We start from the raw sequence: 22,846 nt of genomic DNA, 5'->3' as shown, positions 1-22,846 counted from the left end.
GAGCGGAGCGTATGTTGGAACAGACGAAAGAGACGCCTGCGATTGGGCGTCAGCTCTCCGTCGTTCGCCGAGCGTTTACACCGATGGTGCGCCACCCGCCGTCGCTCGTGTACCCCGCACTCATCGCGGTGCTGGTCCCGGGCGGTCTCCTCGTCTGGGGATGGCCGATATGGGCGATTTTCACCGGGCTCGATTCGTTTCCCGTCGTCGGTCGGCTCGCGCTGGTGTGGGGATGGACCGCCGTGTGGTACTGTAGTGCGGTCCCGGTCGTCGGAACCGTCCTCTCGGTCGCCTACTGCTACGAACTCCACGAACTCTTTCAGGGCCGTCGACCGCTCCCCGGAGCGGGACTGGCTGTCGCCATCCGACATCTGCCCGTCGTCGTTCTCGGCGGTCTCGCTGGCAGTTGGTCGTTCGTGCTCGGGTTCTACACCGCTTCGGAGACGTTACGCGTCGGGTCGAACGTCCTCTCGTTGCTGTTTCCCCCGGCACTCGCTATCGAGGGTGGCGGGGTTCGCTCACTCGTCTCGCACATCGACGCCGCGTCTACCGAGGCGTTCGGGAGCACGACCCTGGTCGTCTACGGGACGCAAACGCTCAACAGGGGTCTCGGCTGGGTCGCCATCCTCGGAAGCGTCGGTATCCTCGTCGCCAACGTACTGGGATATCTCCCGCTCGACATCGGCATCCTTCCGGTGCCCGCTGGCATCTCGCAAGCGGTCGTCCTCTCGGTCGCTTTCCTCCTCGGAGTCCTCTCCCTGTGGTTGACGCTGATAGCGCTGGTGACGGGACCGCTGTCGGTCCTCCTGTACTACCGTGCCACTGGGCGCGAGGTCACCGGGGAGGCGGCGTCTCCGTTACGCGGACTGTTCAGAATCGAATGACGGGAGCGAAAGCGTGGCTTACTGCGGTTCGCGATGCCGGGTCTCGTCGTCCAGTCGCCGCGAGATGAACACGACTAGCCCCAGCAGGATGCCGAGGCCGACGCCGACTGTCACAAGGCCGTAGATAGCGACGCCAACGGGCGTCGGCGGGAGCGCGATGAACCCGAACAGTTCAGGTTCGAGGTCGGCCGGTCGGATGTTTCCGAGAACGAACCCCATCACGCCAGCCAACGCGACGATGATGAGGTACAGCCAGACGACCACTTTCTCGCCGTCGATTCCCACCGACTGTTCACTCATGGCGCGGGGTAGGGGAGCGAGACGATTAGCCTTTTTCACTTCAAGCCCGTACCCTGCGTATGTCCCAGAAGGAGTTGCTGTTCATCGTCCTCGCCGGAATTGCCATCATGATGTTCGTGACGGCTATCGTCCTCGTCTCGGGTGCGTAACCCGGTGCGCGACTGCTCTCCCGTTTGACCGGGTGCGCCGCTGTCGGAGTGAGAACGGAAACCGAAAATTCAGCGTTCGCTTCGACGGCGAAACCGCCGGTGTCAGTCGTCGCCGCGTGCGCCGCCGTTCGTCAGTGCGGACTGGTCGTCTTCCTCGCCGCCGTCGGCGATGGCCGTTTCGAGTTTGCGGTCGAACCACTGGAACTCGCGGTCGAGCATCCCGTCGCGTTCGAGGTTCCACGGGTCGCCGTCCTCGACCTGCGGGCCTTCGAGCCACGATTGGACGATGTTCCAGACGAAGATGAGTTGGCCGACCAGCAGGATGACCGCGCCAGCGGTCGCCAGCAGGTGGTACGTCTCAACCTGTGCCAGCGGCGCGATAGCGCCGTTGAATTCGTAGGTCGCGTACCGGCGGGGCATGCCGAGGTACCCGAGTGCCAGCATGGCGAAGAACGTCACGTTGGTCCCGAGCATCGAGAGCCAGAAGTGGGCCTTTCCGAGCGTGCGCTGGTACATCCGGCCGGTGAACACCGGGAACCAGTAGTAGATGCCGGCGAAGGCGGCGAAGCCGATGGCGCCCATCACGATGTAGTGGAAGTGCCCGACGACGTAGTAGGTGTCGTGGAGCACGAGGTCGACGGGAATCGCGGCCAGGAAGACGCCGGTGACGCCGCCGATGATGAAGTTCGAGATGAACCCGATGCAGAACAGCATGGGCGACGTGAGGCGCAGTCGGCCGTTCCACATCGTCGTAATCCAGTTGAACGTCTTCACGGCGCTCGGGATGGCGATGGCCAGCGAGACGGCCATGAAGGATGCGCGCAGGCGCGGGTCCATGCCCGTCGAGAACATGTGGTGCGCCCAGACACCGAAGGAGAGCACGCCGATGGCGAGCGTCGAGTAGACGACGAACTTGAAGCCGAACAGTTTCCGGCCTGCGAACTTCGGCAGGATGAGGCTCACGAGTCCCATCGGCGGGAGGACGAGGATGTACACTTCGGGGTGGCCGAAGAACCAGAACAGGTGCTGCCAGAGCAGCGGTCCGCCGCCCTCGACGGCGAAGAACGTCGTCGCGAGGTTGCGGTCCAGCAGTAGCATGACGATGGCGCTCCCGAGCAGCGGGAACGCGAAGAGGATGAGCGCGGACTGGGTGAGGATGGTCCACGAGAAGATGTCGAGGTTCGCCCACGTCACCTCGCCGTCTCGCTCGGTGAAGATGGTCGCGATGAAGTTGATCGCACCCATGGTCGCCGCGACACCGGAGAGGTGCAGACCGAGCAACATCAGGTCGACGCCGGGGTTCTGCTGTTCGACCGACAGCGGCGTGTACATGGTCCAGGATGTCTGCGCCGGTTCGATCATGTTCTGGGTTATCGGCGCGAGGAAGAATCCGGCCCAGATGAGGAGTGCGGCGGGCGGGAGCAGCCAGAACGCGATAGCGTTGATGCGCGGGAACGCCATGTCGTCGGCCCCGATGAGCAGGGGAATGAAGTAGTTCGCGAACGCCGCGATGATGGGCGTCCCGAACAGGAACAGCATCGTGATACCGTGACTCGTCAGGATGGAGTTGTAGGCGTTCGCGCCGAGTATCGCTCCGCCCGGGGTGACGAGTTGGATGCGGATGAGCATCGCCATGATGCCGCCCACTGCGAACGCGATGACGGCGTAGACGCCGTAGAGGATGCCGATGTCCTTGTGGTCGACCGTCGTTAGCCAGCGAATGATACCTGCGGGTTTCTCTCTGTGGATAACGCCGACGTTCTCACCCGTCGCGGTCCCGCCCGCCAGTGGGGTATAGGACCGCCAGTTCTCGATGCGCGTGAGTAACGCGGCAATGCCGACGAGGAGCACGGCCATCAGCCCCGTCAGCACTAGGTCTCCTACTGCCATAGTCGCACGTCAGAACTGGCCGATAATGAAAGGGTCGGTTCCGCCGTCTGCCGGACTGTGAATTAGTGGTCGTCGCCGTCGTCGTCGAGTGCCCGTTCTTCTTCGACGCCGGTGTCGTCGAGGCCGCTCACTTCGCCCGAGGGTTCCTCGACGGCGCTGGCTTCCTCGGCGGACGCCTGTTTCTTCTCCGCGTTCTCGATAGCCTTGCCAGCGTAGTAGGTCAGGACCGCCAGCAGGAGGAACATCGCGATCATCAGTGCGAACTGCAATCCGCTGAACACGGGGTCCGTGCCGAACGCGGGCACGACTGCGAACGCCGCGATGAAGAAGACGATGATGCCCAGCGGAATGATGTTGACGGTGAGGTCAAGCAGGGTGTCTTTCTCGAACCCGAACAGAGCCATGTCTGTCTGCGGCTTGGCGGAGGCCAGTAAATAGGCTGTTGGTTTCGCTCAGGCGCTCGTCTGTTCTAAGATGGACGCCACGCCGCCCATCGCAGTCATGACGACGCCCGCGACGACGACAGCGACGAGTCGGGTGAGCAGTTCCCCCTCGCCGACGTTGGCGAGAGTGATGTCGGCCATCGGCACCTGCACCAGCGCTATCCCAATCGCGAGGCTGGCGAGAATCCCACCGACGGCCAGCAGTGTCGGCCACGGGCGGTCGGTGTAGCCCGACTCCGTGAGGATACCGGCGATACTGCCGCCGAAGAGGACGAGGCCGAAGACGGCCACGGGGAACAACCCGATGAAGACGCCGACCTCCGAGAGTGCCAGTCCCAGCGCGACGAACACCGGCCACGGACTCGCGGTCCGGTACTGGTCGCTCAATCCCGGTTGCTCTTCCATACCTCGACTTCGGACTCGGTCGGGATATGCGCATCGGAGTCACCGCCGGGAGTGTCGCCGCCGCCGACGCACCGAGGATGGGCGCCGCGCGGACGTGCCGCGCGGGCACAAACTATTTGTCTGCTATCCGGCTTGGTGGTGGTAATGAGTACCCGTACGGTCGAACTGGTTTCGGAGTGGGATTCCGCCCCCTTCGACGGCGGTTTCGAAGGGCTTCGGAGCCTCTCCGACCAAGACTTCTCCGGCGTCGTCGTCGCTGGACCGGCACGACTGTTCATGCTGAAGGGGACAGTCGTCGGCATCCTCGACGGCGACATCGACGACTTCGAGTCCGGTGGAACCGCTCGTGAAGCCCCGCACGAGGCACTGCCCCTCCTCGCGGTGATGCAAGAGCGTAGCGACGAGGTCAGAGCCAAGTACTACACGCAAGAGACAGCTATCTCCGAGGTCGACCGGACGCTGGCCGACGGCAACTTTACTGGGTTCGTCGAACTCTCCGAGAACGTCCTCTCGGGCGACTACTATCTCGTCTATCACCAGGGCCGCTCGATGAGCGTCGCGTGGGTGGGCAGTTCGAAGCGACTCATCACCGACGACGACGCGTTCGAGCAGGCCGACGACGAAGTGGGTATCTACGAGGTCAAACCGGCCGAGATTTCGCCGGTCGAGATTCCAGAACCGCCCGAGGACGAGACGGCGGCCGAATCAGACGCGGACACGGTCACCGGTGCGGAGGTCGCCGGGACCGACGCCGACCCGCCAGCGACCGACGCGGCGGCGTCGACGCCCGACGATTCGCCTGCGGACGAGACGGCGGCCGACGACCGACGGAACGACGACGCCGGGGGGACGGCCGAGACGACGGAGTCGGGCGGTCCCGAGCGCGGACCCGGTCCGGCGGCGGGCGGGCCGCCGGGGTCGAAAGCCGCCGGAGCCAGTCAGGGGTCCCGGGCCGGTCGAGCAGCGAGCTCCAGCGAACGGGACGAACCCGCGAACCGGACGGAGCGTCAGCGCTCCGGTCGCGCCGACGAACGCGGCGAGTCGGCCGGGTCGACGGCGGATAGCACGACGGCGGATAGCACGACGGTGGACGCGTCGGCGGCCGACTCGCCGCGGCAGGCCGAATCGACGCAACCGCCCGACCGAGCACAGGACGAGGCGACGCGGCGTGAATCCTCCCAGAACGGGGCTACCACGACCGACCCCGAACCGGTCGAAGACGGTGCGTTCGCCGACGTGGAATCGACCACGCCGACCCCGAAACAGGCCGAGTCCCCGGCGACGCGCCAACCGGAACCTGAACCCGAACAGGGCCAGTCCACCCCCTCCTCTCCCGCCGAGAGCGATAGCGGCTCGGGTTCCCTCTCGCTCGAAACGCGGGCCATCCCGTCGTTGGACCCGGACCAGTCGACCACGACGGCGGACCAGGTGCCTGACGACGCGTCGACACAATCGGCGGGCGCATCGACGAGTCGGACCCACGACCGGCGCGAGGAGGCAGAGTCGACACAGCCCACGTCTCCGCCGCAATCTACGCCCGACCGGTCGCAACAGCGGGCCGACCGAGAGACGGCGCGTCGTCAGGGGTCCGAACAGCGACAGGGGCAGGGCGGTCGACAGCAGGTAACCGAACTACAGGCGGAACTCGACGGCAAAGCGGCCGAAATCGACCGACTGGAGGGCGAAGTCGCCGACCTCGAAGCGACGAACGAGGAGCTACGGACCGAACGCGACCGCCTCGAATCGGAGTTGGAGACGGCGCAGGCCGAGATTCAGGAGTTAGAGGGCCGAATATCCGACCTGCAGAGTCAGAGCGACGACGCGGCGACCGGCGGGACGCGTCTCTCACCGGTCGAGGCCATCGACGGGACGAACCTGTTCGTCCGATACCACTCGAAGGGCGAGGCCACGTTGAAGGCGGCCCACGACGGCGACGCCGACCCGGCGCAGGTGGAGGAGAACCTCCGGCTTGAGTACCACACGCAGTTCGACGCCAGCGACACCGTCGTCGAGGGGACAGCGTTCGAGACGTACCTACAGGAAAGCATCCACTACCGGTTCGTCGAGTGGCTGATTCGCAACCTACTGTACGAAATCCGCGACACCGGCCACGCGGGCGCGATGCAAGGCCTCTACGACGCCCTGCCGGAAGTCGACCGGGCGGAACTGAACGGGAAGGTGTCGGTCACTTACACCGAGGACGGTCAGGAACACCGCTCACAGGAGCAGTTCGACGTGGTCGTCCGCGACCGGATGGGCAACCCGCTTATCGTCGCGAACATCAACGACTCCCGGCAGGCGGCGACGGACGGGCAGATGACGACAATCGTCCGTAACGCCGAGCGGGTCGGCAACGCGTCCGACTCGCTGGCGGCCGCGTTCCTCGTTACGAGCAGTTTCTTCGAACCGGAAGCGCTCGAAACCGCCAAGGAGGCGACTTCGAGCGGCCTGTTCAGTCGGGATAAGCGCAAAAGCTTCGTGAACCTCTCGCGCAAGGACGGCTACCACCTGTGTCTGCTAGAGGCACGAAACAAAGAGTTCCATCTCGCGGTTCCAGAACTCTGAGTAGCGAGAGAACGGCGTTAGCTCTCTATCTCGGCCGCGTCCTCGATTTTCATTCCTTCGAGCTTTTCGATGATCTCGTCTATCTTTTCATCTAAGTCGTCGACGAACTCGCTCGTCTGTTCGGTCGTGATTGCGCCTTGACTGGAGGGCTCGATGAGGTTCTCCTCTTCGAGGACCCGAAGCGAGTAGCGAACCTTGTGGTGGGGGTAGCCAGTCTCGTTAGACATCTTCACGATACCGATAGGCTCATTCTCGATGACCATGCGGAGCACCTGAAGGTGACGCTCCAACATGTCGACTTCCTTCTCAAGCCTGTCTATCATGGCAATTGTTAACTTGTGTTTGCAGGATTTAAAAGTTACCCCTCGAACGGTCGTCTTTGCCGGTTTTTACGTTCGTAGAGGTGGGTATTAAATGCGTCGTACTGTGTGCCATGGGAAACGGTGTCGTCCAGAGAGCGGTGGCGTGGGACCGTAATCTGTTTATCACGCTGGCCGGAACGTCCGGGCGATGACCGTAACCATCGTCGGCTCGCAGCTCGGCGACGAGGGGAAGGGCGGCATCGTCGACCTGTACGGCGACGACGCGGACGTCGTCGCGCGCTATCAGGGCGGCGACAACGCCGGCCATACCGTCGTTCACGAGGGCGAGAAGTACAAGCTCTCGCTCGTTCCGAGCGGAGCCATCCGCGGCAAGGTCGGCGTACTCGGCAACGGGTGCGTCGTCAACCCGCGAACGCTGTTCGCAGAGATAGACACGTTGCAGGACCGCGGGCTGGACCCCGACGTTCGCGTCGCCGAACGGGCACACGTCATTCTCCCGTACCACCGTATTCTCGACGGTATCGAGGAGGAAGTGAAGAGCGAGTCCGGCGACGAGGTGGGGACCACCGGTCGCGGTATCGGCCCGACCTACGAGGACAAGGCCGGTCGTCGCGGGATTCGCGTCGGGGACCTGCTGGACCCCGACGTGCTCCGCGAGCGACTGGAGTACGTCGTCCCGCAGAAGCGCGCCGTCGTCGAGGACGTGTACGGAATCGCCGTCGAGGACTTAGAGAATCCCGAGGCGCTCGACGTGGACGCGCTGTTCGAGGAGTACCGCGAGTTCGGCCGTCGCTTCGAGGAAGCGGGGATGCCGGTCAACGCCGGGCAGTTCCTCACCGACGCGATGGCCGAAGGTGAGCAAGTGATGATAGAGGGCGCACAGGGGACCATCATCGACATCGACCACGGCAACTACCCCTACGTCACGTCCTCGAACCCAACCGCTGGCGGCGCGGCGACGGGCACGGGACTCAGCCCCGGCGTCGTCGGGAGCGGGGAGGTAATCGGTATCGTCAAAGGCTATCTCACGCGCGTGGGCAGCGGCCCACTGCCGACGGAACTCGGTGGCGTCGTCGGTGACACGCCCGGCTACGAGGCGCAGGGCGAGGGCGAGAACGAGGAACTGGCCCACCAGATTCGCGAGGAAGGCGGCGAGTACGGGACGGTTACCGGCCGCCCGCGGCGGGTCGGCTGGCTGGACATGCCGATGCTTCGGCACGCCACCCGCGTCTCCGGGTTCACCGGCCTCGCTATCAACCACCTCGACGTGCTGGCCGGACTGGACGAGGTGAAGGTCGGCCACACGTACACGCTGGACGGCGAGGAACTCGCCACGATGCCAGCCCGAACCGAGCAGTGGGCGGAGTGTGAGGCGAACTTGCGTTCGTTCGACGGCTGGGAGGCCGTCGACTGGGCGGCCGCGGCCGAGGAGGGCTACGAGGCGCTCCCCGAGAACGCACGCACGTACGTCGAGTATATCGAGGACGAACTCGACACACCCGCCTACGCCATCGGCGTCGGCCCGGGCCGCGGCGAGACCATCGTTCGCAAACAGCCCTTCTGAGGCTGCCCGAACGCGCACCGTCTCCGTATCCAGACAGTATCCTTTTAGGCCTACCGCCCCGACTCGCGGGTATGAAAGAGGACCTGATGGACATCATCTGCTGTCCGCTGGACAAACACGACCTCGAACTCGCCGTCGACGAACGCGACGGCGAGGAGATTCTGTCGGGCCAGTTGGTCTGTACGGAGTGCGGCGAGGCGTTCCCCATCGAAGACGGCATCCCGAACCTCCTGCCGCCGGATATGCGCGACGAAGCACCCGCGTAATCGCCTGAACCTTTTTCTTTCACCGCCACCGACAAGAGACTGTGCCAGAGTCGTTGCCGGTCCACGTCAACCGCACCACGCTCCACGGGCTGGAGGTCCCCAAATCGTTCGAGACGAGCGAGAGCTTCGAAATCCGAATCGTCAACCACGGCGAACCGACCCACGTCCACCTGCACGTGGACGACGCGCTGTCAGAACTGGCGGCCATCGACGCGACGAACCACTACGTCAAGCGCGGGAGCGAGCGCCGCGTCCGCGTCACGCTCACGAAGGACGGTGCGACCCGCGGGAACCTGAAAGTCGCCACGGCCCACGGGGCGACGACGCGCTACGTCGAAGTGGTCGTCACGGAATCCGAAGCGGAGACGCAAGGGGTCGTGGTCGACGAGGACCTGGCGAAGCCACGGCCGAAGTCCGAAGCGGTCGAATCCGAGGACTTCTCTGGTCGCTTCGAGCGCTCGATTCCGGTCATCGTCGGTACCAGTCTGGCGCTGGGAGCCGCTGTCACGGCGACGATAGTTTTCGGTACCGACTTCGTGGCCCTCGCGGCGGGTGTGGTGGCCGTCCTCGCGTTCGCCATCGCGTTCGTCATCGCGTTCGTCGTCCTCACCGATTGACTATTACTCGTCGTCGGTTTCGACGCCACAGAGGTTCCCGTCGTCGTCGAACAGTTTCGCCCGCAAAAACCGCGTGCGGTAGCGGTTCGCGCCGTCATAGATGTCGGCCTCGCGGATGTCGGCCGTGCGACCGTCGGCCACGGCGTCGATGATTTCTTCGACCTGTTCCTTCTCGCTCGGGGTCAACTCGAACTCGTATGTCTGTGGCTCCTCGGCCTCGAGTTTCGTCCACTTGCGGGCGGCGGTGATGACCAGCGAGCAGGGTTCCCGGCAGGGGAAGGCGCCGTCCCCGCCGTCGACTGCCAACTCCGTGTCCTCGTCGTACTGCCACTCCCGACGCTTCAGACATTGGGAGTCGTCACAGCAGGCCTCGGCGACCCAGTCGACGTGCTCGTGGCCGTCGCCGCGGTCCCAGGTCTTGACGACGCCGTAGATACCGGTCTGCCGTTCGACCGTCTCGTGCCAGTGAGTAACGTCCAGTTCCCCCTCGCGCTCGCGGTACCAGTTCGGGACCGTCGCCGGGTAGACGGCGTGGACGGCGTCGACGAGTTCGGCCGGTCCGAGCGCCGGGAACTGCCATCCGGTCTGGAGCGACGGGGCGGTCTTCAGCGGCCGATACCCGCCATCGTCGTCGTGTTTCGCGATGTCGCGGGCCGCCAGCGAGTCGTCGTACGATTCGAGCGCGCTGTCCGCGTCGTCAGCGTCGTCGACGTGGCGGAGCGCGTACGAGCGACCGCCGCTTTCGTCGAGCGAAGCGGTGATTCGGAGTTGGCCCCACTCCGTCGTCAGGCCCCCGGCGAGCGCGTCGTACCGGTCGTCGAAACCCCGGTCGTCGGCCCCTTCCAGCCACCGGAGGAACGCCCAGCGGTGGTCGGTCTGGGGCGCGACGGCGTGCCAGAAGTACCAGTTCGAGACGTACGGCGAGTCGGCCGCGACCGAGCGCAGGTCGGCCTCGTCTAAACTGTCGTGGGATTCCGCGGGCGTCTCGAACGCGTATCGGTCGTCCTCGCGGTCGACAGTGAGGCCGTCGAAGGCGATACCGTCCGGCGCGGTAGCCACCAGCGCGTCCACGGGGTCCTCGTCCATACCCGAAGACGGGGCTGGCGAGAAAAAAGTTAGCCGGTTCCTCGCCGTCTTGCCGCAGTCTCAGTCGCCGGTCGCGGGATTCGCGCCGCCGGTCCGGTCCCGGATCTCCGCGATAGCGGCGTCGAGGTCGGCCCCGGCGTCGGCGGCCCGTTCGAGAATTACGTCGGCCATCAGCGGTTCCGTGCCGACCGCACCGGCGTACCAGATGTCGTGGCCGTCCACGTCGGTCGGCACGTCGTAGCCGTCGCGGTAGTCTTCACAGAGACCCATGTCCTCGGGGATGTCCTCTTGCGTGTGGTAGCCGTCGGCGATGAACAGGGGAACGACGACGACGTCCTCGCTCTCGAAGTAGTCGGTCACGTCGTCCACCTCGGGGTCTTCGTCCATGAACAGCGCCTCGACTTCGTCGAAGCGGTCCATCCCGCGGATGCGGTCGGCGTGGTACTCGATGGCCTTCGCGGAGTTCTCGTTTCGCTCCGTGCCGTGGCCGACGACGGCGAGGCCGAACCCCTCGCCCACGTCCGGGTCGTCGGTGACGGACTTGGCTCGCTGGACGATGACGTCGCTCATCGAGTCGTGGGTCCCGGCGGGGCCGCAGTAGTGGACCGTCTGCCCCGTGTCGCCCGCGGTGAGCGTCGCGTGGGTTGCGCTCGTGCCGTCCGAATCCCACATCTCGGGGTCCCAGCCGTCGAGTCGGAACTCCCGGGGGATGACCTGCTCGGTGAAGTAGCCCTCGGAGATGAACAGCGGGACCAGATACACCTCCTCGGCGTCGACGGTGCGGAGGGCCTCGCGGAACGACGGTTCCTCCTTCCAGAACGCCTCTCTGACCTCGCTGAACGCCCCGGTCGCACGGATTGTGTCGGCGTGTGCGAACGTCGGCGAACTCGACTCGGCGTTGAGGTGCGAACCGTGCGCCGCGATGACGAGTGCTGGGTCCGGGTTCATACGACGACGTTGGGACGAACCGGTCTTAGGGGCTTCGTTGGCGACGAGGTAGGCTTTTGGTGCCGCCGCGCCGCACCCTCTGCTATGTCACTCGCCGCCGAGACTCGCGACGCCGTCCGCGCCCGGCCGTTCCTCTACGACGCGCTCCGGGCGGGTGTCGTCAACTACACCGCCGCCGCGCGCACGCTCGACGTGGACGGAGAGACAGACGCCGTCGCCACCGCGCTTCGCCGCTTCGCCGAGGAACTACCGGCCGACCCGGCCCACGACAGCGAGGCCCGCGTCTCGATGCGGAGCGGCGTTGGTCCGGCCGAGGGGGACGAGGACCCGCTCTTGGTCGTCGGGGACACGCGATACGCCGACGGTTCGGGGTCGGCGACGGCAATCGTCGCCACCGGAGCCCTTTCACCGGCCGCACTCGGCGACGTGTTGGGCCGACTGCGCGCCGCCGACGTCCACGTCGAGGCGGCGGGCGTCGGGCACGAGACACTCGTGGTCGTCGTCGAGCGTCGGGACGGCCCGGACGCCGTGCGGGTCGTCGAGGGTGCGGTCGGTCGCTGACTCGGCGACGGTTCCGACGCCTTGAAGCGGCCCGGTCCTGTCCACTCCCCTAATGACGCTACGCGTGACGAACACGCTGACCGGCGAGACAGAGCCGTTCGAGCCACGCGACCCCGACTCCGTTCTCCTGTACTACTGCGGCCTGACGACCTCCGACCCGCCTCACCTCGGCCACGCCCGCGGGTGGGTCCACGTCGACGTGATGTGTCGCTGGCTGGAGTGGTTGGGCTACGACGTGCGCCACGTCGAGAACTTCACCGACGTGAACGAGAAAATCGTCGCCCGCGTCGGTGAAGACGGTGACAGCGAGGCCGAGGTGGCCCGCCACTACGTCCGGCAGGTCATCGAGGACATGCGCTCGCTGAACCTCGACCGGGCAGAGGTGTACCCCCGCGTCTCCGAGCACGTCCCCGAAATCATCTCGCTCGTCGAGCGACTCGTCGAGGGCGGGCACGCCTACGAGGCCGACGGGTCGGTGTACTTCGACGTGACGAGTTTCGAGGAGTACGGCAAACTCTCGAACCAGAAGGTCGAAGACATCGAAGCACAGGGCGAGGACACCGAGGGGGAGAAGCGCCACCCCGCAGACTTCGCGCTCTGGAAGGCCGGTGGCGTCGACCCCGAGGACATCGCCGAGCACCAGCACCCAGCGGCCGCCCCCGCCGAGGAAGCCTGCCGGACCGCCCAGACGTGGGACTCGCCGTGGGGCGAGGGCCGGCCGGGTTGGCACATCGAGTGTTCGGCGATGTCGATGTCCCACTTGGACGAAACCATCGACATCCACGTCGGCGGGCAGGACCTCGTGTTCCCCCACCACGAGAACGAGGTGGCCCAGAGCGAGGCCGCGACCGGCCAGCGCTTTGCCAACTACTGGCTCCACGTCCGCCTGCTGGAGACGAAAGGCGAGAAGATGTCCTCCTCGCTCGGCAACTACTTCACCGTCGCCGACGCCGTCGCGGAGTTCGGTCCGGACGTGCTCCGGACCTTCCTGCTCTCGACGGCCTACTCCTCGCGGGCCACCTACAGCGAGGCCACCATCGGCGAGGCCGAGGAGCGCTGGGACCGCCTCGAACGCGGCTACGACCGGGCCGTCGAGGCCTGTGACAGCGTCGACGCCTACGCGACGGTGACCGACGAACGGCTCCGGGCGGCAGTCGACGAGGCCCGTGCCGACTTCGAGGCGGCGATGAACGACGACTTCAACACCCGGGAGGCGACGACCGCACTGCTGGACGTCACGGGCGCCGTCAACGCCCACGTCGACGGCCACGATGGCGCGTACGATTTCCGCGGACTCCGACGCGCCGTCGAGACGTTCGAGGAGTTCGGCGGCGGTATCCTCGGACTCTCCTTCGGCGAGGGCGGCGAGAGCGATGGCGACGTGACACTGGCCGGTGACATCGTCGAACTCGTCCTCGACGTGCGCGAACAAGAGCGCGCCGCCGGCAACTACGAGCGGGCCGACGAACTGCGGGACGAACTCGAAGCGCTCGGCGTCGAGGTGCAGGACACCGACGACGGCCCGACGTATCGGTTGTAGGCCGGTCGTCGAGGTTCCGTTCGCCTTCGACGCCGTGCGAATCGTGATCCCTGGAGCGGAATAATGACGCGATTATCCCCGTCGCACCGTGCGTTACCCGCACAGTGTGGATTTAAGTCATCCCGAGTCGTCTCTCTCTTCATCATGAACTACATTCCAAACAGTTCTACGATACTTGCCACGTTACTATCCTTTTCGATGGTCCTCGCGGGGGGCCTGGCCGCACCCGCCGCCGCACAGGGCGACCAACCGGAATGGGGCGACCAGATGTACACCGAGTTAGAGGGCATGGTCGGTGTGTACAACGAGAACGTCAACGCCGAGGACCTCGGCGTCGCCGCCAGTCAGGTGCGAAACGAACGGGTGAATCTGGTGGTGACGGACTCCGACGGCAGTCAAGCGACGGCCTCCTTCCGGTTGGACAGCGAGTTGAAAATCCAGGAACTCCAGCAGGGAACCCGTGACGACGCGACGATGAAGATGAGCACGGACCGACAGACCGTGGACAGAATCGTCGAGTCGAACAACCCCTCCAGAGCGTTCCAGAACGCCATCCAGAACGGAGACATCACTATCGACGGCATCGGCACCATCAACGCCGTGAAATGGGTCGTCATCAACAACGCCGCCAACCTGATCCGGTCGTTCTTCTGAGTGCGGGAACTGAGCCGATTTGGGGGAGGCAGTCTTTTCAGTCGCGGTATAGTTCGAGGAGAGGGTCGGGACCGCTAACGAGAACGGTGACGCCAGCGACCACGGTATCGCCGGTGACCGGTCGAACAACGAACGGATGAACCCCGCGTCAACGGGCCGGATGGGATACAAGCAACGGCTTCTTTTCGGATGGACGGCGAACTGACGGGACGAGTAGCGCAGGTGGACTCGCGAGGACGCGACGGTGACGAGAACTCCCGACCGACAGACGGTCTAAGATATCGTCGGTCCGAACGACCGCTCGGGAGTTCCGGACCGCTATCATTGACGGCGACATCGCCATCGACCGATTCGGTACCGTGAACGCCATAATGTAGTCGGTCACCAACTTCTTCGCGGACTGCCTCCTGTAACCGGCGGCCAACAGAGATTTTTGCGGCGACGGCGTAGTTCACGCACACATGCGCGCTGGATTGTTGACCGCCGCCGTTGCCCTCCTGGTCGTCTCTTCCGGCTGTCTCGGCCTCGTTACCGGCGACGAAGTGGCGTTCGAAGCGTCGCCCGCGACAGTCGACGATAGCACGCTGGCCGACAGCGGCTACGAACTGAGCAACACGACCGAACAGAACATCACGCGACGGGTCTCCGTCCTCGGCCAAGAGCGGACGATTCGACTGGAAAATCACATTACGCAGTACCGCCGCGGGGTCGACCTCGGGCCACTCGGGACGCTTGAACTGTCCCGCGTCGTCGTCTTCTCGACGCCGAGCGCTACGGTCGCCGGACAGGACCTCAACCCCGCGACCACTTGGTCGAACCGTCGCGTCATCGAAGAAATCGCTGCTCGAACCGGAAGCGTCAGCGACGTGCAGTTCGAACGCAACCGGAGCGTCGAGGTACTCGGTGAACCACGCGACGTGAGCGTCTTCTCCGGGACGACGCGGGTACAGGGACAGGAGATAGACGTCCGCATCCACGTCACGAGCTTCGAGCACGAGGGGGACGTCATCGTCCTCCTCGCGGTCCATCCCGACCTGGTCAGTGAGCAGGAACGCGTGGACACGATGTTCCGTGGCGTCGAACACAGCGGCAACGAGGACTGACCGCGGGGAGTACGCTTTTTGAGTCGCGGCGTGACTGGTCGGCCATGACGCCGGTTTCGCTCGTGGGTCTGGTTCTCAGTGTCGGCGGATTCGTAGGGTACGTCGTCGGCGTCCTCGCCCCGTACCCCGGCCGGGCGTTCTCGCTGACCGCGCTCATGGTCGGCCTGACGGTGCTAGCGGTCGGGATGTCGGGTAACGGCGAGGAGGACCCGTGATTTCCGCGCTCGTCTTCGCGGACGACAGGGCCGTCGGGTACGACGACCTCGAGACGGCGCGGCGCGCCGTCGGGACCACGTGGGTTCACGTCGCGGATGCGACCGACCAGGAGATAGACGCCGTCGCCGCGGCGTTCGGGATCCATCCGCTGACCATCGAGGACGTTCAGACGGGCGTCAGGGCGAAAACCGAGGAGTACGCCGACTACACGTTCGTCCATCTAAAGAGCGTCAGGCTGACGCCCGGCGAAACCACCTTCGAGAAGGAGGTCGCGACCAGCCCCCTCGGTATCTTCGTCGGGCGTGACTGGGTCGTGACGCTCTCGCTCGGCCCGGCGAAACCCATCCAACGGGTGATGGACGCCGCCGAACGCGGCGACGAGCGACTGCTCAACCGCGGTCCGGATTTCACTGCGTACCGGGTCATCGACGTCATCGTCGACGCCTACTTCGACCTCTTGGACGAAGTCGAGACCGACATCGAGGAGATAGAAGAGGAGGTCACGGTGTCGACGGACATCGAGACGCTGGAGAAGATTAACGACGTGCGACGGGATTTACTCTCCTTCCGCAAGCAGGTGTGGCCCGCCCGCGAGGCCGTCGGCATCCTCGCCCGCGGCGACCCGCCGCAGATACAGGCCGAGACGGAGAAGTACTTCCGGGACGTGTACGACCACCTCGTCCAGATCGCCGACCTGACCGAGACGTACCGAGACCTGATGTCCGGCGCGCGGGACATCTACCTGAACACGCTCTCCCAATCCACCAACGAGGTGATGAAGGTGCTCACCGTCGTCGCCACCATCTTCATCCCGCTGACGTTCGTCGTCGGCGTCTACGGGATGAACTTCGCCGACAGCGCGTACAACATGCCCGAACTGGGGTGGACGTTCGCCTATCCGGCGACGATGCTCGGGATGGTTTTGATGATTCTCGTGATGCTTCTTCACTTTCACCGTCGGGAGTACCTATAAGATGAGGGGGACGAGGAGGACGCCCATCAGCGTCGCTCGCCGGCAACCAAATCGGGGCGGCAAGTGGCCGACGAGCGTCGCCGCGCCGAACGCGGCCACACCGAGTGGACCGGCGAATAGCGCTGAAAGACCGACGAGGCCCGCCAACACGGTTATCGCGAGCCACATCGGGTCGAGTCGACCGACGGTCCGCAGGTATCGGTCGCCCAGCGTCGGGACCAGCACCGCGCTGAGGACGCCAGCGACGAGGATGGTGACGACCAGGGGCGGCAACACCAGCGGTACGTCAGCGCGCTGGAGTGCGACCAGGACACCCGTCCGCGCGTCGCCGAAGGTGAGCAGCGCAAAGAGGGCGAAGACAGCCGTCGCTGTGTTGACACCGCTCGTCGCGACCACGAACGCGCGCGGCCCCCGCCGCGTCGTGAGTCCGAGCGCGAGCGTCGCCGCGATGGCGCTCGAAACACCGGGGAGGTACCCGACGACGGCCCCGCACAGCGTTCCGACGGTCGTCACGGTGGCGACCCCGCGCCGCGACATAGTCACCGCGGGGTCCGTTTGCGGGGGAACGCCGTCGCCCTCGATGGCCGCGAGCAACACCGGCGCGCCGAATAGCCCCGCGAACAGCGGAACGAGCACGTCGGTGACGGGGAGCGCACCGGAGACGGGCACGTCGAGAAACACGATGCCGAGGGCACCGCTGGCGGCGAACGAACAGAGCGCCCCGACTCGTTTCGAACGGTCTGGTTCGGTCGCGGCGAGGAGGGCGACGACGGCGCCGAGGACCAGCGGCAGATTGGCAGTCACGAGCGGGTAGCCCGCCCGCATTGCGGCGGTGAGGGGAACGGCGAGCGGCGCGGCCAGCAGCACTGCGCCGCTACTCCCGAGTGCCGATAGCCGGAGCGCCTCACGACCACGACCCTCGATGACGAGTTGATGACCCGGGAGCGACGACGCGGCCATCGCCGGGTCGGGAACCCCGAGTGCCAACGCTGGAACGACGTCCAGAAATGTGTGTGTCACGCCCGTCGCCAACATCGCGACGCCGACGTACAGCGGCGGCCCGGGAACCTCGCTCGCGGCGGCCGCGAGGAGGAGCGCCAGTGTGTTGGCGTGTAGTCCCGGCACGAGTCCGCTCAGCGTGCCGAGGGCGACCCCACCCGTGACGGCGAGGAGGAGCCACCCGACCGAGAACGGGTCTCCCGTCAGTCTGACCGGAGCCGAAACGGTAACCGGGACCATAGCGTCGCTGGTCCCGGCTTCGCACTTCAACCCTGCCAGCGGGCGCGATCAGTGGCCGACGTGGGCAGCGCTTGGGGCTATGGCTGGTGCCGTCGCTGGCGACACAGCGCGCGAAAGAAATGCTGGTTAGGCGATGTCCGACTTAGCCGAAGAGTTCGCCGAGGCCCTCGCCGCTGGCCTCGTCGTCCTCGTCGTCATCGTCGTCTTCGTCGGCGGCCTCTTCCTCGGCCGCTTCTTCCTCGTCGCCCTCGTCGTCGTCGCCCTCAGCGGGCGCGGCGGCGCCGCCACTGGCCGGAACGGGTGCGGCAGCGGCTTCCTCGACGGCTTCCTCGATGTCGACGTCTTCGAGGGCCGCGACGAGCGCTTTGACGCGGGACTCCTCGACGTCGACGCCAGCGGCCTCGAGCACGTCGGTGAGGTTCTCTTCGTTGATTTCTTCGCCCGATTCGTTCAGGATGAGTGCAGCGTAAACGTATTCCATTGTTCTGAAGTGGTGTGTTGGTTAGAACATCGCTCCGAGCGCGTCGCCAGCGTCTTCGTCGTCATCGTCGTCTTCGTCGTCTGCGTCGGCCTCTTCGGCCTCGTCGCTGGCGTCGTCCTCGGACGCGGTGTCGTCTTGGTCGTCAGCCGATTCCTCTGCGGCCGGGGCGGCCTCCACGTCTTGGAGTTCCTCCGGCAGCGCCTCTGTGTCGTCAATCTGCGCGGCGAGCGCACGGACCTGTGCGTCGGCCTTGCTCACGAGGTCGGGAACGACCTCGGGGTCCTCGATGGCGGCGTGGAGCGCGAGGCTCTTGGCGTCGCCACGAGCGGCCTGCAGCATCGTCGGGACCGTCTGCGCGGTCGGGAATCCGGCGTTGACCGAGAGGTTGAACGCCTGCCCGGCGGCCGCGCGGATGTCGCTCGCGTACTCGTCGACGTCGAGTTCGAGTTCCTCGGGTTCGAACAGGACGCCGTCGGCGAACACGCCGCGGAGGTCCAGTCCGACTTCCTTCGGTTCGATACCGAGTTCGTTGAGCACGTTCGCGAGGTCTTGGGAGACCTCTCCGCCCGCTTCGAGGACGGTCGAGTCCGAAAGGACCTGAATGGAGCCTTCCTGGATGCGTGCGTCGGCACCGATGCTCTGGAGTTCGCCGACGAACGGTCCTGGGTCGACGCCGGTGTCGCCTTCCGGCACGACGATGTCGTTCGGGGCGACTTCACCGGCACCGATGGGTGCGGGCGTCTTCGACGCTTCGAGTTCCTGGAACAGCGAGAACGGGTTGCTGTTCGTGCCGATGAGACCGACCTGGCCGGTCACGAACTCGTTGAGCTGTTCGAGGCCGTCGTCGACCTCGTCGAGCGCGCGGCGAAGGAGCGTGTTTCGCGAGACGCGAAGCTCCGCGGTGCCGTGCAGGTCACGGCGCATGTCCTGGAGCTGTCGGGACGGAATCCCAGCGATGTTGACGACGCCGACGCTCTCGTAGGATTCGATCATCTCGACGATAGCGTCGACCTCTTCGCGCTTCCACTGGGGAATCGTCTCTGTCTTGCGTTCAGATTCGGCGCTCATATCAGGCAACCTCCACGGCCGGGCCCATCGTCGTCTTCACGAAGATGGTGTCGACGTTGAGGGGACCCTTCTCGAGGTCGGCGTGCAGGCGGCGGATGATGACGTCGATGTTGTCGGCGATGTCCTCGGCGGACATGTCTTCGGCACCGACGCGGGTGTGGAAGGTCCGACGTTCACCGCTGCGGAGCTGCACGGTGTTTTTCATGCGGTTGATGACCTCGACGACGTCGTCGTCGGGGTCGAGCGGTTCCGGCATCTTCCCGCGTGGACCCAGCACGGTCCCGAGGTATCGGCCGATGTCCTGCATCATATTCTTCTCTGCGATGAAGAAGTCAGTGTCATCGGCGAGGTCCTTGGCGGCGTCGTCGTCGCCACCGAGTTCCTCGAGTTCGTTCTGGTCGAGTACGTCGTCTGCGACCTCCTCGGCACGAAGGGCGGTTTCGCCCTCGGCGAAGACCACAATCTTGGTCTCCTGACCGGTGCCAGCAGGTAGGACGACGGACTCGTCGACACGGTTCGACGGGTCGTTAAGATCTAAGTCGCGCAGGTTGACTGCGAGGTCCACCGTCTCGCGGAAATTCCGCGGGGGTGCATCCTCGAGTGCGCGAGAGACTGCGTTCTCTATTTCCTGGTCTGCCATTGTTCACCTCCGTAGTACGCCAATCGGCTTCTACGGGTCAGTGAAACAGGCGGATGCCTGTCTCGTGCGGCAAGAGGCCAATGCGACACTTAAAGCCGTCGAAGCACCGGTCCCGACGGTTTATTACACGGTAGCGTCTCTCTCGACGCAATGCGACTCCGGTCCGGATTTTTGGGGGTGTTACTGCTCGTCGCCCTAATTCTGTCCGGCTTGTTGTACACCGGTGTGTCGTTGCACAAGGCCGAGGTCACGGCCCAAGAGCGCTCGACGCTGGAAAACGAAGTCCGGAGCGTCGCCCACGACCTCGAAACGCGACTACACGAGAAGGAGTCGGCGGTCGCCCTCTGGGCGTCGAACGTCGCCGTCGCAGACCACGGCTCGGCCGCACAGCGTCAAGCGCTGGCGTCGTTTCGCCGAACGACCGTCTTCGAGGGTGCGTCCGTCGTCGCCGCCAACGGGACGATGGTCGCACTCGACGCGGCCGACCTCTCCGCCAACCGCAGGGAGGAACTAGTCGGCCAGGACTTCGGCGACCGAACGTACGTCCGAGAAGCGATTGACGGCGACTCCCACGTCAGCGACCCGTTCGAAGCCGAAAGCGGCAACTACGTCGTCATCATCTCCGCCCCCATCCGGGAGGGCGGTGATGTGGTCGGCACGCTCAACGCCGCGTTTCACCTCACGGAGACCGACTTCTTCGAGCAGTCGACGGTGTTGCTGTCGAACGAGCGCTCCTTGGCCGTCCGCACTACCGACAACGTCACGCTGTACGACCAGTCGCGGGCGTTCGACACCGCGCTGTACGCGACGGCGACCGTCGACGGGACAGGGTGGCGTGTGCGACTGCTGGCCGACAGCGGGGACCTCCGACAGCACCTCCGTCGAGCGACGGGGCTACTGGTCGGCGGGATTATCGGGACGTTGCTGCTGGTCGCGGCGCTCGGCGTCTGGGCCTCTCGGATGACCATTCAACAGATAGAGCGGTTGGACGACGGCCTGGACCGTCTCGAATCCGGGACCTACGACACCTCGCTCTCCCTCGGACCGGCCGCCGAGTGGCAGCGAATCAGCGACCGGTTCCACTCGCTGGCGACCACGCTCGACCGCCGCGAGTCACAGCTCTCGGTGTTCAATCGTGTGTTCCGCCACAACCTCCGCAACGATATGTCGGTCGTCATGCTCTCCTCGGAGCGCATTCTCGACAGCGACGAGACGAGCGAGGAAGTCGAGGCCTCCGCACAGCGGATTTACGACCGCGCCGAATCGTTCATGGCGACGACCGAACACGCGCGGGCGATTCACGAAGAACTGCTCACGGGACGGTCGGCGGACCCGGTTCCAGCGACGGTGGTGACGCTCGTTGAGGACGTCGCCCACTCACTCTGGACCAGCTATCCCGAGGCGAAAGTGGAGACGAGCGTCGAGGCGGCCACGGAGGTGTGTGGCGGCCGCCGCCTCCCGTTGATACTGCGCGAACTCGGTGAGAACGCGATTACGCACGCCGACGCGCCCATGGGCGAGCGGTCGGTTTCACTGACCGCCCGCCGAGACGGGTCGACGGTCGCATTCAGCGTCGACGACGACGGACCCGGCATCCCGGAGACGGAGCGAGAGTTACTGGTCGGCGAGCGACAGGAGACGCCCACGGCGCACGGCAACGGCTTGGGGCTGTGGATGGTGCGGTGGCTCGTCGATTCGCTGGACGGCACGGTGTCGGTGTCGACGCCCACCGACGGCGGGACGACGGTCACCGTCCGCGTTCCCCTCGCCGAGGACGAAGAGGGACTGCCGGGAGAGTGACGCTACTGTTCGGTCGCGTCGGAAATCGATCGAATACGGGAGAAAACGCCCGCGAGTAGACGGAACCGTCGCTTACGCCGACGCTTCGGCCGCGAACAGGTCGTCGTACTCGCCGTCGTCGATGCGCTCTTTGAACTCGCGGGGGTTGTTGCCCTCGATGGTGACGCCCAGCGAGGTGCAGGTCCCGACGACTTCCTTTGCGGCGTTCTTCAGGTCGTAGGCGAGCAGGTCGGACTGCTTCTGTTCTGCAATCTGTATGACCTGGTCGACCGAGAGGTCGGCGACGAACTCCTCGTGGGGTTCGCCGCTTCCGGTGTCGAACCCGGCTTCGTCTTTGACGAGTTCGGCCGTCGGCGGGACACCCACGTCGATGGAGAACGAACCGTCGTCCTCGTACTCGATGGTGACGGGGACTTCCGTGCCGTCGAACGCTTCGGTGCGGTCGTTTATCTCCTGCACGACTGCCTGCACGTCCACGGGCGTCGGCCCCAGTTCGGGACCGAGGGGCGGGCCAGGGTTGGCCTGCCCGCCGGGGACGAGCACTTCGATAGTTCCAGCCATGTACGAGCAATCCCCCTCGGAGGTTTAAAGGATTGCGTTTCGCCGAACGCCGCGTGAGGCCGACACACGGAGAGACGGACCGCGTTACACGTCGCGTCCGATGTCGTCTCAGTCGTCCTCTCAGCCTGCGTCCCGCTTTCGGTCGACGCACACGCCGAGCGAAGCGAGGCGTTTCACCCGACGCGACCACGGGAGGGTCCGGCGTTTTTCCATGGACGCTTTCGAGAAGCGGGTTGCGGGCCATTGACCCCGCAACGGCGTTGCGGCGTTGCCGTCACACCCTCCGCTCGATGCGCTCTACGTCTGCTGGAAATAAGGCGGGAAGGGAACAGTTCAGGCGAAGCTAATGCCGTTCATCGCCAAGAAGTCACCCGCTTCCTTGATCTCGACGGGCGAGCCGATGATGCGGACCTGATTCCCCTCGGAGTGGATGCTCACCACGAACTTCGCTTCGAGTTCCTCGCGCAGTCCGTCGAGGGTCCCGTCGGGGAGTAGGATTTGCGTGCTATCACGAAACCGCTCCGCACCAACCATTGTCGAATACTGATAGTGGATGTGGTAAAGGTGTGT

At 65.3% G+C, this 22,846-nt stretch carries 25 protein-coding genes; 12 read left to right on the top strand and 13 right to left on the bottom strand.

Annotated features, from left to right (window positions below):
• Positions 1–11 precede the first annotated feature (11 nt).
• Positions 12–884: a hypothetical protein gene (locus NJQ44_RS12570; protein ID WP_254271695.1), complete on the top strand. Its 873-nt coding sequence runs from the start codon at positions 12–14 to the stop codon at positions 882–884.
• Between the two features lie 18 nt (positions 885–902).
• Here NJQ44_RS12570 and NJQ44_RS12565 read toward each other — a convergent pair whose 3' ends face one another.
• From NJQ44_RS12565 to NJQ44_RS12550, 4 genes are all read right to left on the bottom strand, one after another.
• Complete coding sequence (locus tag NJQ44_RS12565; RefSeq protein ID WP_254271694.1) at positions 903–1,184, bottom strand: DUF7520 family protein; 282 nt, start codon at positions 1,182–1,184, stop codon at positions 903–905.
• A gap of 251 nt (positions 1,185–1,435) precedes the next feature.
• Positions 1,436–3,223 carry a cytochrome c oxidase subunit I gene (locus NJQ44_RS12560; RefSeq protein ID WP_254271693.1) on the bottom strand — a complete coding sequence of 596 codons (1,788 nt, stop codon included), beginning with the start codon at positions 3,221–3,223 and terminating at the stop codon, positions 1,436–1,438.
• Positions 3,224–3,285: 62 nt separating this feature from the next.
• A complete protein-coding gene (locus tag NJQ44_RS12555; RefSeq protein WP_254271692.1) occupies positions 3,286–3,627 on the bottom strand; it encodes a DUF6684 family protein in 342 nt (113 codons plus the stop codon).
• A gap of 48 nt (positions 3,628–3,675) precedes the next feature.
• Positions 3,676–4,071 carry a DUF7541 family protein gene (locus NJQ44_RS12550; RefSeq protein ID WP_254271691.1) on the bottom strand — a complete coding sequence of 132 codons (396 nt, stop codon included), beginning with the start codon at positions 4,069–4,071 and terminating at the stop codon, positions 3,676–3,678.
• Between the two features lie 144 nt (positions 4,072–4,215).
• On the opposite strand from NJQ44_RS12550, the gene NJQ44_RS12545 reads away from it, so the two are divergent.
• Positions 4,216–6,636 (top strand): DUF7527 domain-containing protein, encoded by a 2,421-nt coding sequence (locus NJQ44_RS12545; protein ID WP_254271690.1) that lies wholly within the window; start codon positions 4,216–4,218, stop codon positions 6,634–6,636.
• Between the two features lie 17 nt (positions 6,637–6,653).
• Here the strand turns inward: NJQ44_RS12545 and NJQ44_RS12540 are convergent, their stop codons facing one another.
• A complete protein-coding gene (locus NJQ44_RS12540; protein ID WP_254271689.1) occupies positions 6,654–6,959 on the bottom strand; it encodes a hypothetical protein in 306 nt (101 codons plus the stop codon).
• Between the two features lie 187 nt (positions 6,960–7,146).
• Here NJQ44_RS12540 and NJQ44_RS12535 point away from each other — a divergent pair, with 187 nt between their 5' ends.
• From NJQ44_RS12535 to NJQ44_RS12525, 3 genes are all read left to right on the top strand, one after another.
• The gene (locus tag NJQ44_RS12535; RefSeq protein ID WP_254271688.1) at positions 7,147–8,523 is read left to right on the top strand and encodes an adenylosuccinate synthase; all 1,377 of its coding nucleotides are present in this window, start codon (positions 7,147–7,149) and stop codon (positions 8,521–8,523) included.
• A gap of 71 nt (positions 8,524–8,594) precedes the next feature.
• The gene (locus NJQ44_RS12530) at positions 8,595–8,789 is read left to right on the top strand and encodes a methytransferase partner Trm112 (protein ID WP_254271687.1); all 195 of its coding nucleotides are present in this window, start codon (positions 8,595–8,597) and stop codon (positions 8,787–8,789) included.
• 41 nt (positions 8,790–8,830) lie between these two features.
• Positions 8,831–9,406 carry a DUF7524 family protein gene (locus tag NJQ44_RS12525; RefSeq protein ID WP_254271686.1) on the top strand — a complete coding sequence of 192 codons (576 nt, stop codon included), beginning with the start codon at positions 8,831–8,833 and terminating at the stop codon, positions 9,404–9,406.
• Positions 9,407–9,409: 3 nt separating this feature from the next.
• On the opposite strand, the gene NJQ44_RS12520 is transcribed toward NJQ44_RS12525, so the two are convergent.
• A complete protein-coding gene (locus tag NJQ44_RS12520; RefSeq protein ID WP_254271685.1) occupies positions 9,410–10,492 on the bottom strand; it encodes a DR2241 family protein in 1,083 nt (360 codons plus the stop codon).
• A 60-nt stretch (positions 10,493–10,552) separates the two neighbouring features.
• Positions 10,553–11,440 carry a CbiX/SirB N-terminal domain-containing protein gene (locus tag NJQ44_RS12515; RefSeq protein WP_254271684.1) on the bottom strand — a complete coding sequence of 296 codons (888 nt, stop codon included), beginning with the start codon at positions 11,438–11,440 and terminating at the stop codon, positions 10,553–10,555.
• Positions 11,441–11,524: 84 nt separating this feature from the next.
• Between NJQ44_RS12515 and NJQ44_RS12510 the strand changes: the two genes are divergently transcribed.
• The 6 genes from NJQ44_RS12510 to corA all read left to right on the top strand — a co-directional run bounded on the left by NJQ44_RS12510 (position 11,525) and on the right by corA (position 16,487).
• Positions 11,525–12,001, top strand: coding sequence for a DUF7523 family protein (locus tag NJQ44_RS12510; RefSeq protein WP_254271683.1), 477 nt, complete (start codon positions 11,525–11,527; stop codon positions 11,999–12,001).
• A 52-nt stretch (positions 12,002–12,053) separates the two neighbouring features.
• Positions 12,054–13,541, top strand: coding sequence for a cysteine--tRNA ligase (gene cysS, locus NJQ44_RS12505; RefSeq protein ID WP_254271682.1), 1,488 nt, complete (start codon positions 12,054–12,056; stop codon positions 13,539–13,541).
• Between the two features lie 198 nt (positions 13,542–13,739).
• Positions 13,740–14,195 carry an MEMO1 family protein gene (locus NJQ44_RS12500; RefSeq protein WP_254271681.1) on the top strand — a complete coding sequence of 152 codons (456 nt, stop codon included), beginning with the start codon at positions 13,740–13,742 and terminating at the stop codon, positions 14,193–14,195.
• Between the two features lie 461 nt (positions 14,196–14,656).
• Positions 14,657–15,298, top strand: a complete 642-nt coding sequence (locus tag NJQ44_RS12495; protein ID WP_254271680.1) for a DUF6517 family protein — start codon at positions 14,657–14,659, stop codon at positions 15,296–15,298.
• Between the two features lie 44 nt (positions 15,299–15,342).
• Positions 15,343–15,513 carry a hypothetical protein gene (locus NJQ44_RS12490; protein ID WP_254271679.1) on the top strand — a complete coding sequence of 57 codons (171 nt, stop codon included), beginning with the start codon at positions 15,343–15,345 and terminating at the stop codon, positions 15,511–15,513.
• Positions 15,510–16,487 (top strand): magnesium/cobalt transporter CorA, encoded by a 978-nt coding sequence (gene corA, locus NJQ44_RS12485; RefSeq protein WP_254271678.1) that lies wholly within the window; start codon positions 15,510–15,512, stop codon positions 16,485–16,487. The genes NJQ44_RS12490 and corA overlap by 4 nt, the downstream gene beginning before the upstream one ends.
• Here the strand turns inward: corA and NJQ44_RS12480 are convergent.
• From NJQ44_RS12480 to NJQ44_RS12465, 4 genes are all read right to left on the bottom strand, one after another.
• The gene (locus NJQ44_RS12480; RefSeq protein ID WP_254271677.1) at positions 16,482–17,726 is read right to left on the bottom strand and encodes a tripartite tricarboxylate transporter permease; all 1,245 of its coding nucleotides are present in this window, start codon (positions 17,724–17,726) and stop codon (positions 16,482–16,484) included. The two genes, corA and NJQ44_RS12480, sit on opposite strands and share 6 nt — an antisense overlap.
• A gap of 142 nt (positions 17,727–17,868) precedes the next feature.
• Positions 17,869–18,207 (bottom strand): 50S ribosomal protein P1, encoded by a 339-nt coding sequence (gene rpl12p, locus NJQ44_RS12475; protein WP_254271676.1) that lies wholly within the window; start codon positions 18,205–18,207, stop codon positions 17,869–17,871.
• A 21-nt stretch (positions 18,208–18,228) separates the two neighbouring features.
• Positions 18,229–19,275, bottom strand: a complete 1,047-nt coding sequence (locus NJQ44_RS12470) for a 50S ribosomal protein L10 (protein WP_254271675.1) — start codon at positions 19,273–19,275, stop codon at positions 18,229–18,231.
• Position 19,276: 1 nt separating this feature from the next.
• Positions 19,277–19,915, bottom strand: a complete 639-nt coding sequence (locus NJQ44_RS12465) for a 50S ribosomal protein L1 (RefSeq protein WP_254271674.1) — start codon at positions 19,913–19,915, stop codon at positions 19,277–19,279.
• Positions 19,916–20,065: 150 nt separating this feature from the next.
• Here NJQ44_RS12465 and NJQ44_RS12460 point away from each other — a divergent pair, with 150 nt between their 5' ends.
• Positions 20,066–21,715, top strand: a complete 1,650-nt coding sequence (locus NJQ44_RS12460; protein ID WP_254271673.1) for a sensor histidine kinase — start codon at positions 20,066–20,068, stop codon at positions 21,713–21,715.
• 72 nt (positions 21,716–21,787) lie between these two features.
• On the opposite strand, the gene NJQ44_RS12455 is transcribed toward NJQ44_RS12460, so the two are convergent.
• Positions 21,788–22,276: a 50S ribosomal protein L11 gene (locus NJQ44_RS12455; RefSeq protein WP_254271672.1), complete on the bottom strand. Its 489-nt coding sequence runs from the start codon at positions 22,274–22,276 to the stop codon at positions 21,788–21,790.
• A 333-nt stretch (positions 22,277–22,609) separates the two neighbouring features.
• Positions 22,610–22,810, bottom strand: a complete 201-nt coding sequence (locus tag NJQ44_RS12450) for a VNG_1110C family protein (RefSeq protein WP_254271671.1) — start codon at positions 22,808–22,810, stop codon at positions 22,610–22,612.
• Positions 22,811–22,846: the final 36 nt, after the last annotated feature.

It is taken from the genome of Haloarcula marina, assembly GCF_024218775.1.
In the GTDB taxonomy this organism is placed as follows: domain Archaea; phylum Halobacteriota; class Halobacteria; order Halobacteriales; family Haloarculaceae; genus Haloarcula; species Haloarcula marina.
The sequence above is the reverse complement of the archived record's forward strand: the minus strand, read 5'-3'. Positions and strand labels throughout refer to the sequence as shown.

Bases quoted from the DNA above. Each gene is read 5' to 3' on its own strand.
- NJQ44_RS12570 (WP_254271695.1), top strand. From the start codon at position 12: ATGTTGGAACAGACGAAAGAGACGCCTGCGATTGGGCGTCAGCTCTCC.
- NJQ44_RS12565 (WP_254271694.1), bottom strand. From the start codon at position 1,184: ATGAGTGAACAGTCGGTGGGAATCGACGGCGAGAAAGTGGTCGTCTGG.
- NJQ44_RS12560 (WP_254271693.1), bottom strand. From the start codon at position 3,223: ATGGCAGTAGGAGACCTAGTGCTGACGGGGCTGATGGCCGTGCTCCTC.
- NJQ44_RS12555 (WP_254271692.1), bottom strand. From the start codon at position 3,627: ATGGCTCTGTTCGGGTTCGAGAAAGACACCCTGCTTGACCTCACCGTC.
- NJQ44_RS12550 (WP_254271691.1), bottom strand. From the start codon at position 4,071: ATGGAAGAGCAACCGGGATTGAGCGACCAGTACCGGACCGCGAGTCCG.
- NJQ44_RS12545 (WP_254271690.1), top strand. From the start codon at position 4,216: ATGAGTACCCGTACGGTCGAACTGGTTTCGGAGTGGGATTCCGCCCCC.
- NJQ44_RS12540 (WP_254271689.1), bottom strand. From the start codon at position 6,959: ATGATAGACAGGCTTGAGAAGGAAGTCGACATGTTGGAGCGTCACCTT.
- NJQ44_RS12535 (WP_254271688.1), top strand. From the start codon at position 7,147: ATGACCGTAACCATCGTCGGCTCGCAGCTCGGCGACGAGGGGAAGGGC.
- NJQ44_RS12530 (WP_254271687.1), top strand. From the start codon at position 8,595: ATGAAAGAGGACCTGATGGACATCATCTGCTGTCCGCTGGACAAACAC.
- NJQ44_RS12520 (WP_254271685.1), bottom strand. From the start codon at position 10,492: ATGGACGAGGACCCCGTGGACGCGCTGGTGGCTACCGCGCCGGACGGT.
- NJQ44_RS12515 (WP_254271684.1), bottom strand. From the start codon at position 11,440: ATGAACCCGGACCCAGCACTCGTCATCGCGGCGCACGGTTCGCACCTC.
- NJQ44_RS12510 (WP_254271683.1), top strand. From the start codon at position 11,525: ATGTCACTCGCCGCCGAGACTCGCGACGCCGTCCGCGCCCGGCCGTTC.
- cysS (WP_254271682.1), top strand. From the start codon at position 12,054: ATGACGCTACGCGTGACGAACACGCTGACCGGCGAGACAGAGCCGTTC.
- NJQ44_RS12500 (WP_254271681.1), top strand. From the start codon at position 13,740: ATGGTCCTCGCGGGGGGCCTGGCCGCACCCGCCGCCGCACAGGGCGAC.
- NJQ44_RS12495 (WP_254271680.1), top strand. From the start codon at position 14,657: ATGCGCGCTGGATTGTTGACCGCCGCCGTTGCCCTCCTGGTCGTCTCT.
- NJQ44_RS12490 (WP_254271679.1), top strand. From the start codon at position 15,343: ATGACGCCGGTTTCGCTCGTGGGTCTGGTTCTCAGTGTCGGCGGATTC.
- NJQ44_RS12480 (WP_254271677.1), bottom strand. From the start codon at position 17,726: ATGGTCCCGGTTACCGTTTCGGCTCCGGTCAGACTGACGGGAGACCCG.
- rpl12p (WP_254271676.1), bottom strand. From the start codon at position 18,207: ATGGAATACGTTTACGCTGCACTCATCCTGAACGAATCGGGCGAAGAA.
- NJQ44_RS12470 (WP_254271675.1), bottom strand. From the start codon at position 19,275: ATGAGCGCCGAATCTGAACGCAAGACAGAGACGATTCCCCAGTGGAAG.
- NJQ44_RS12465 (WP_254271674.1), bottom strand. From the start codon at position 19,915: ATGGCAGACCAGGAAATAGAGAACGCAGTCTCTCGCGCACTCGAGGAT.
- NJQ44_RS12460 (WP_254271673.1), top strand. From the start codon at position 20,066: ATGCGACTCCGGTCCGGATTTTTGGGGGTGTTACTGCTCGTCGCCCTA.
- NJQ44_RS12455 (WP_254271672.1), bottom strand. From the start codon at position 22,276: ATGGCTGGAACTATCGAAGTGCTCGTCCCCGGCGGGCAGGCCAACCCT.
- NJQ44_RS12450 (WP_254271671.1), bottom strand. From the start codon at position 22,810: ATGGTTGGTGCGGAGCGGTTTCGTGATAGCACGCAAATCCTACTCCCC.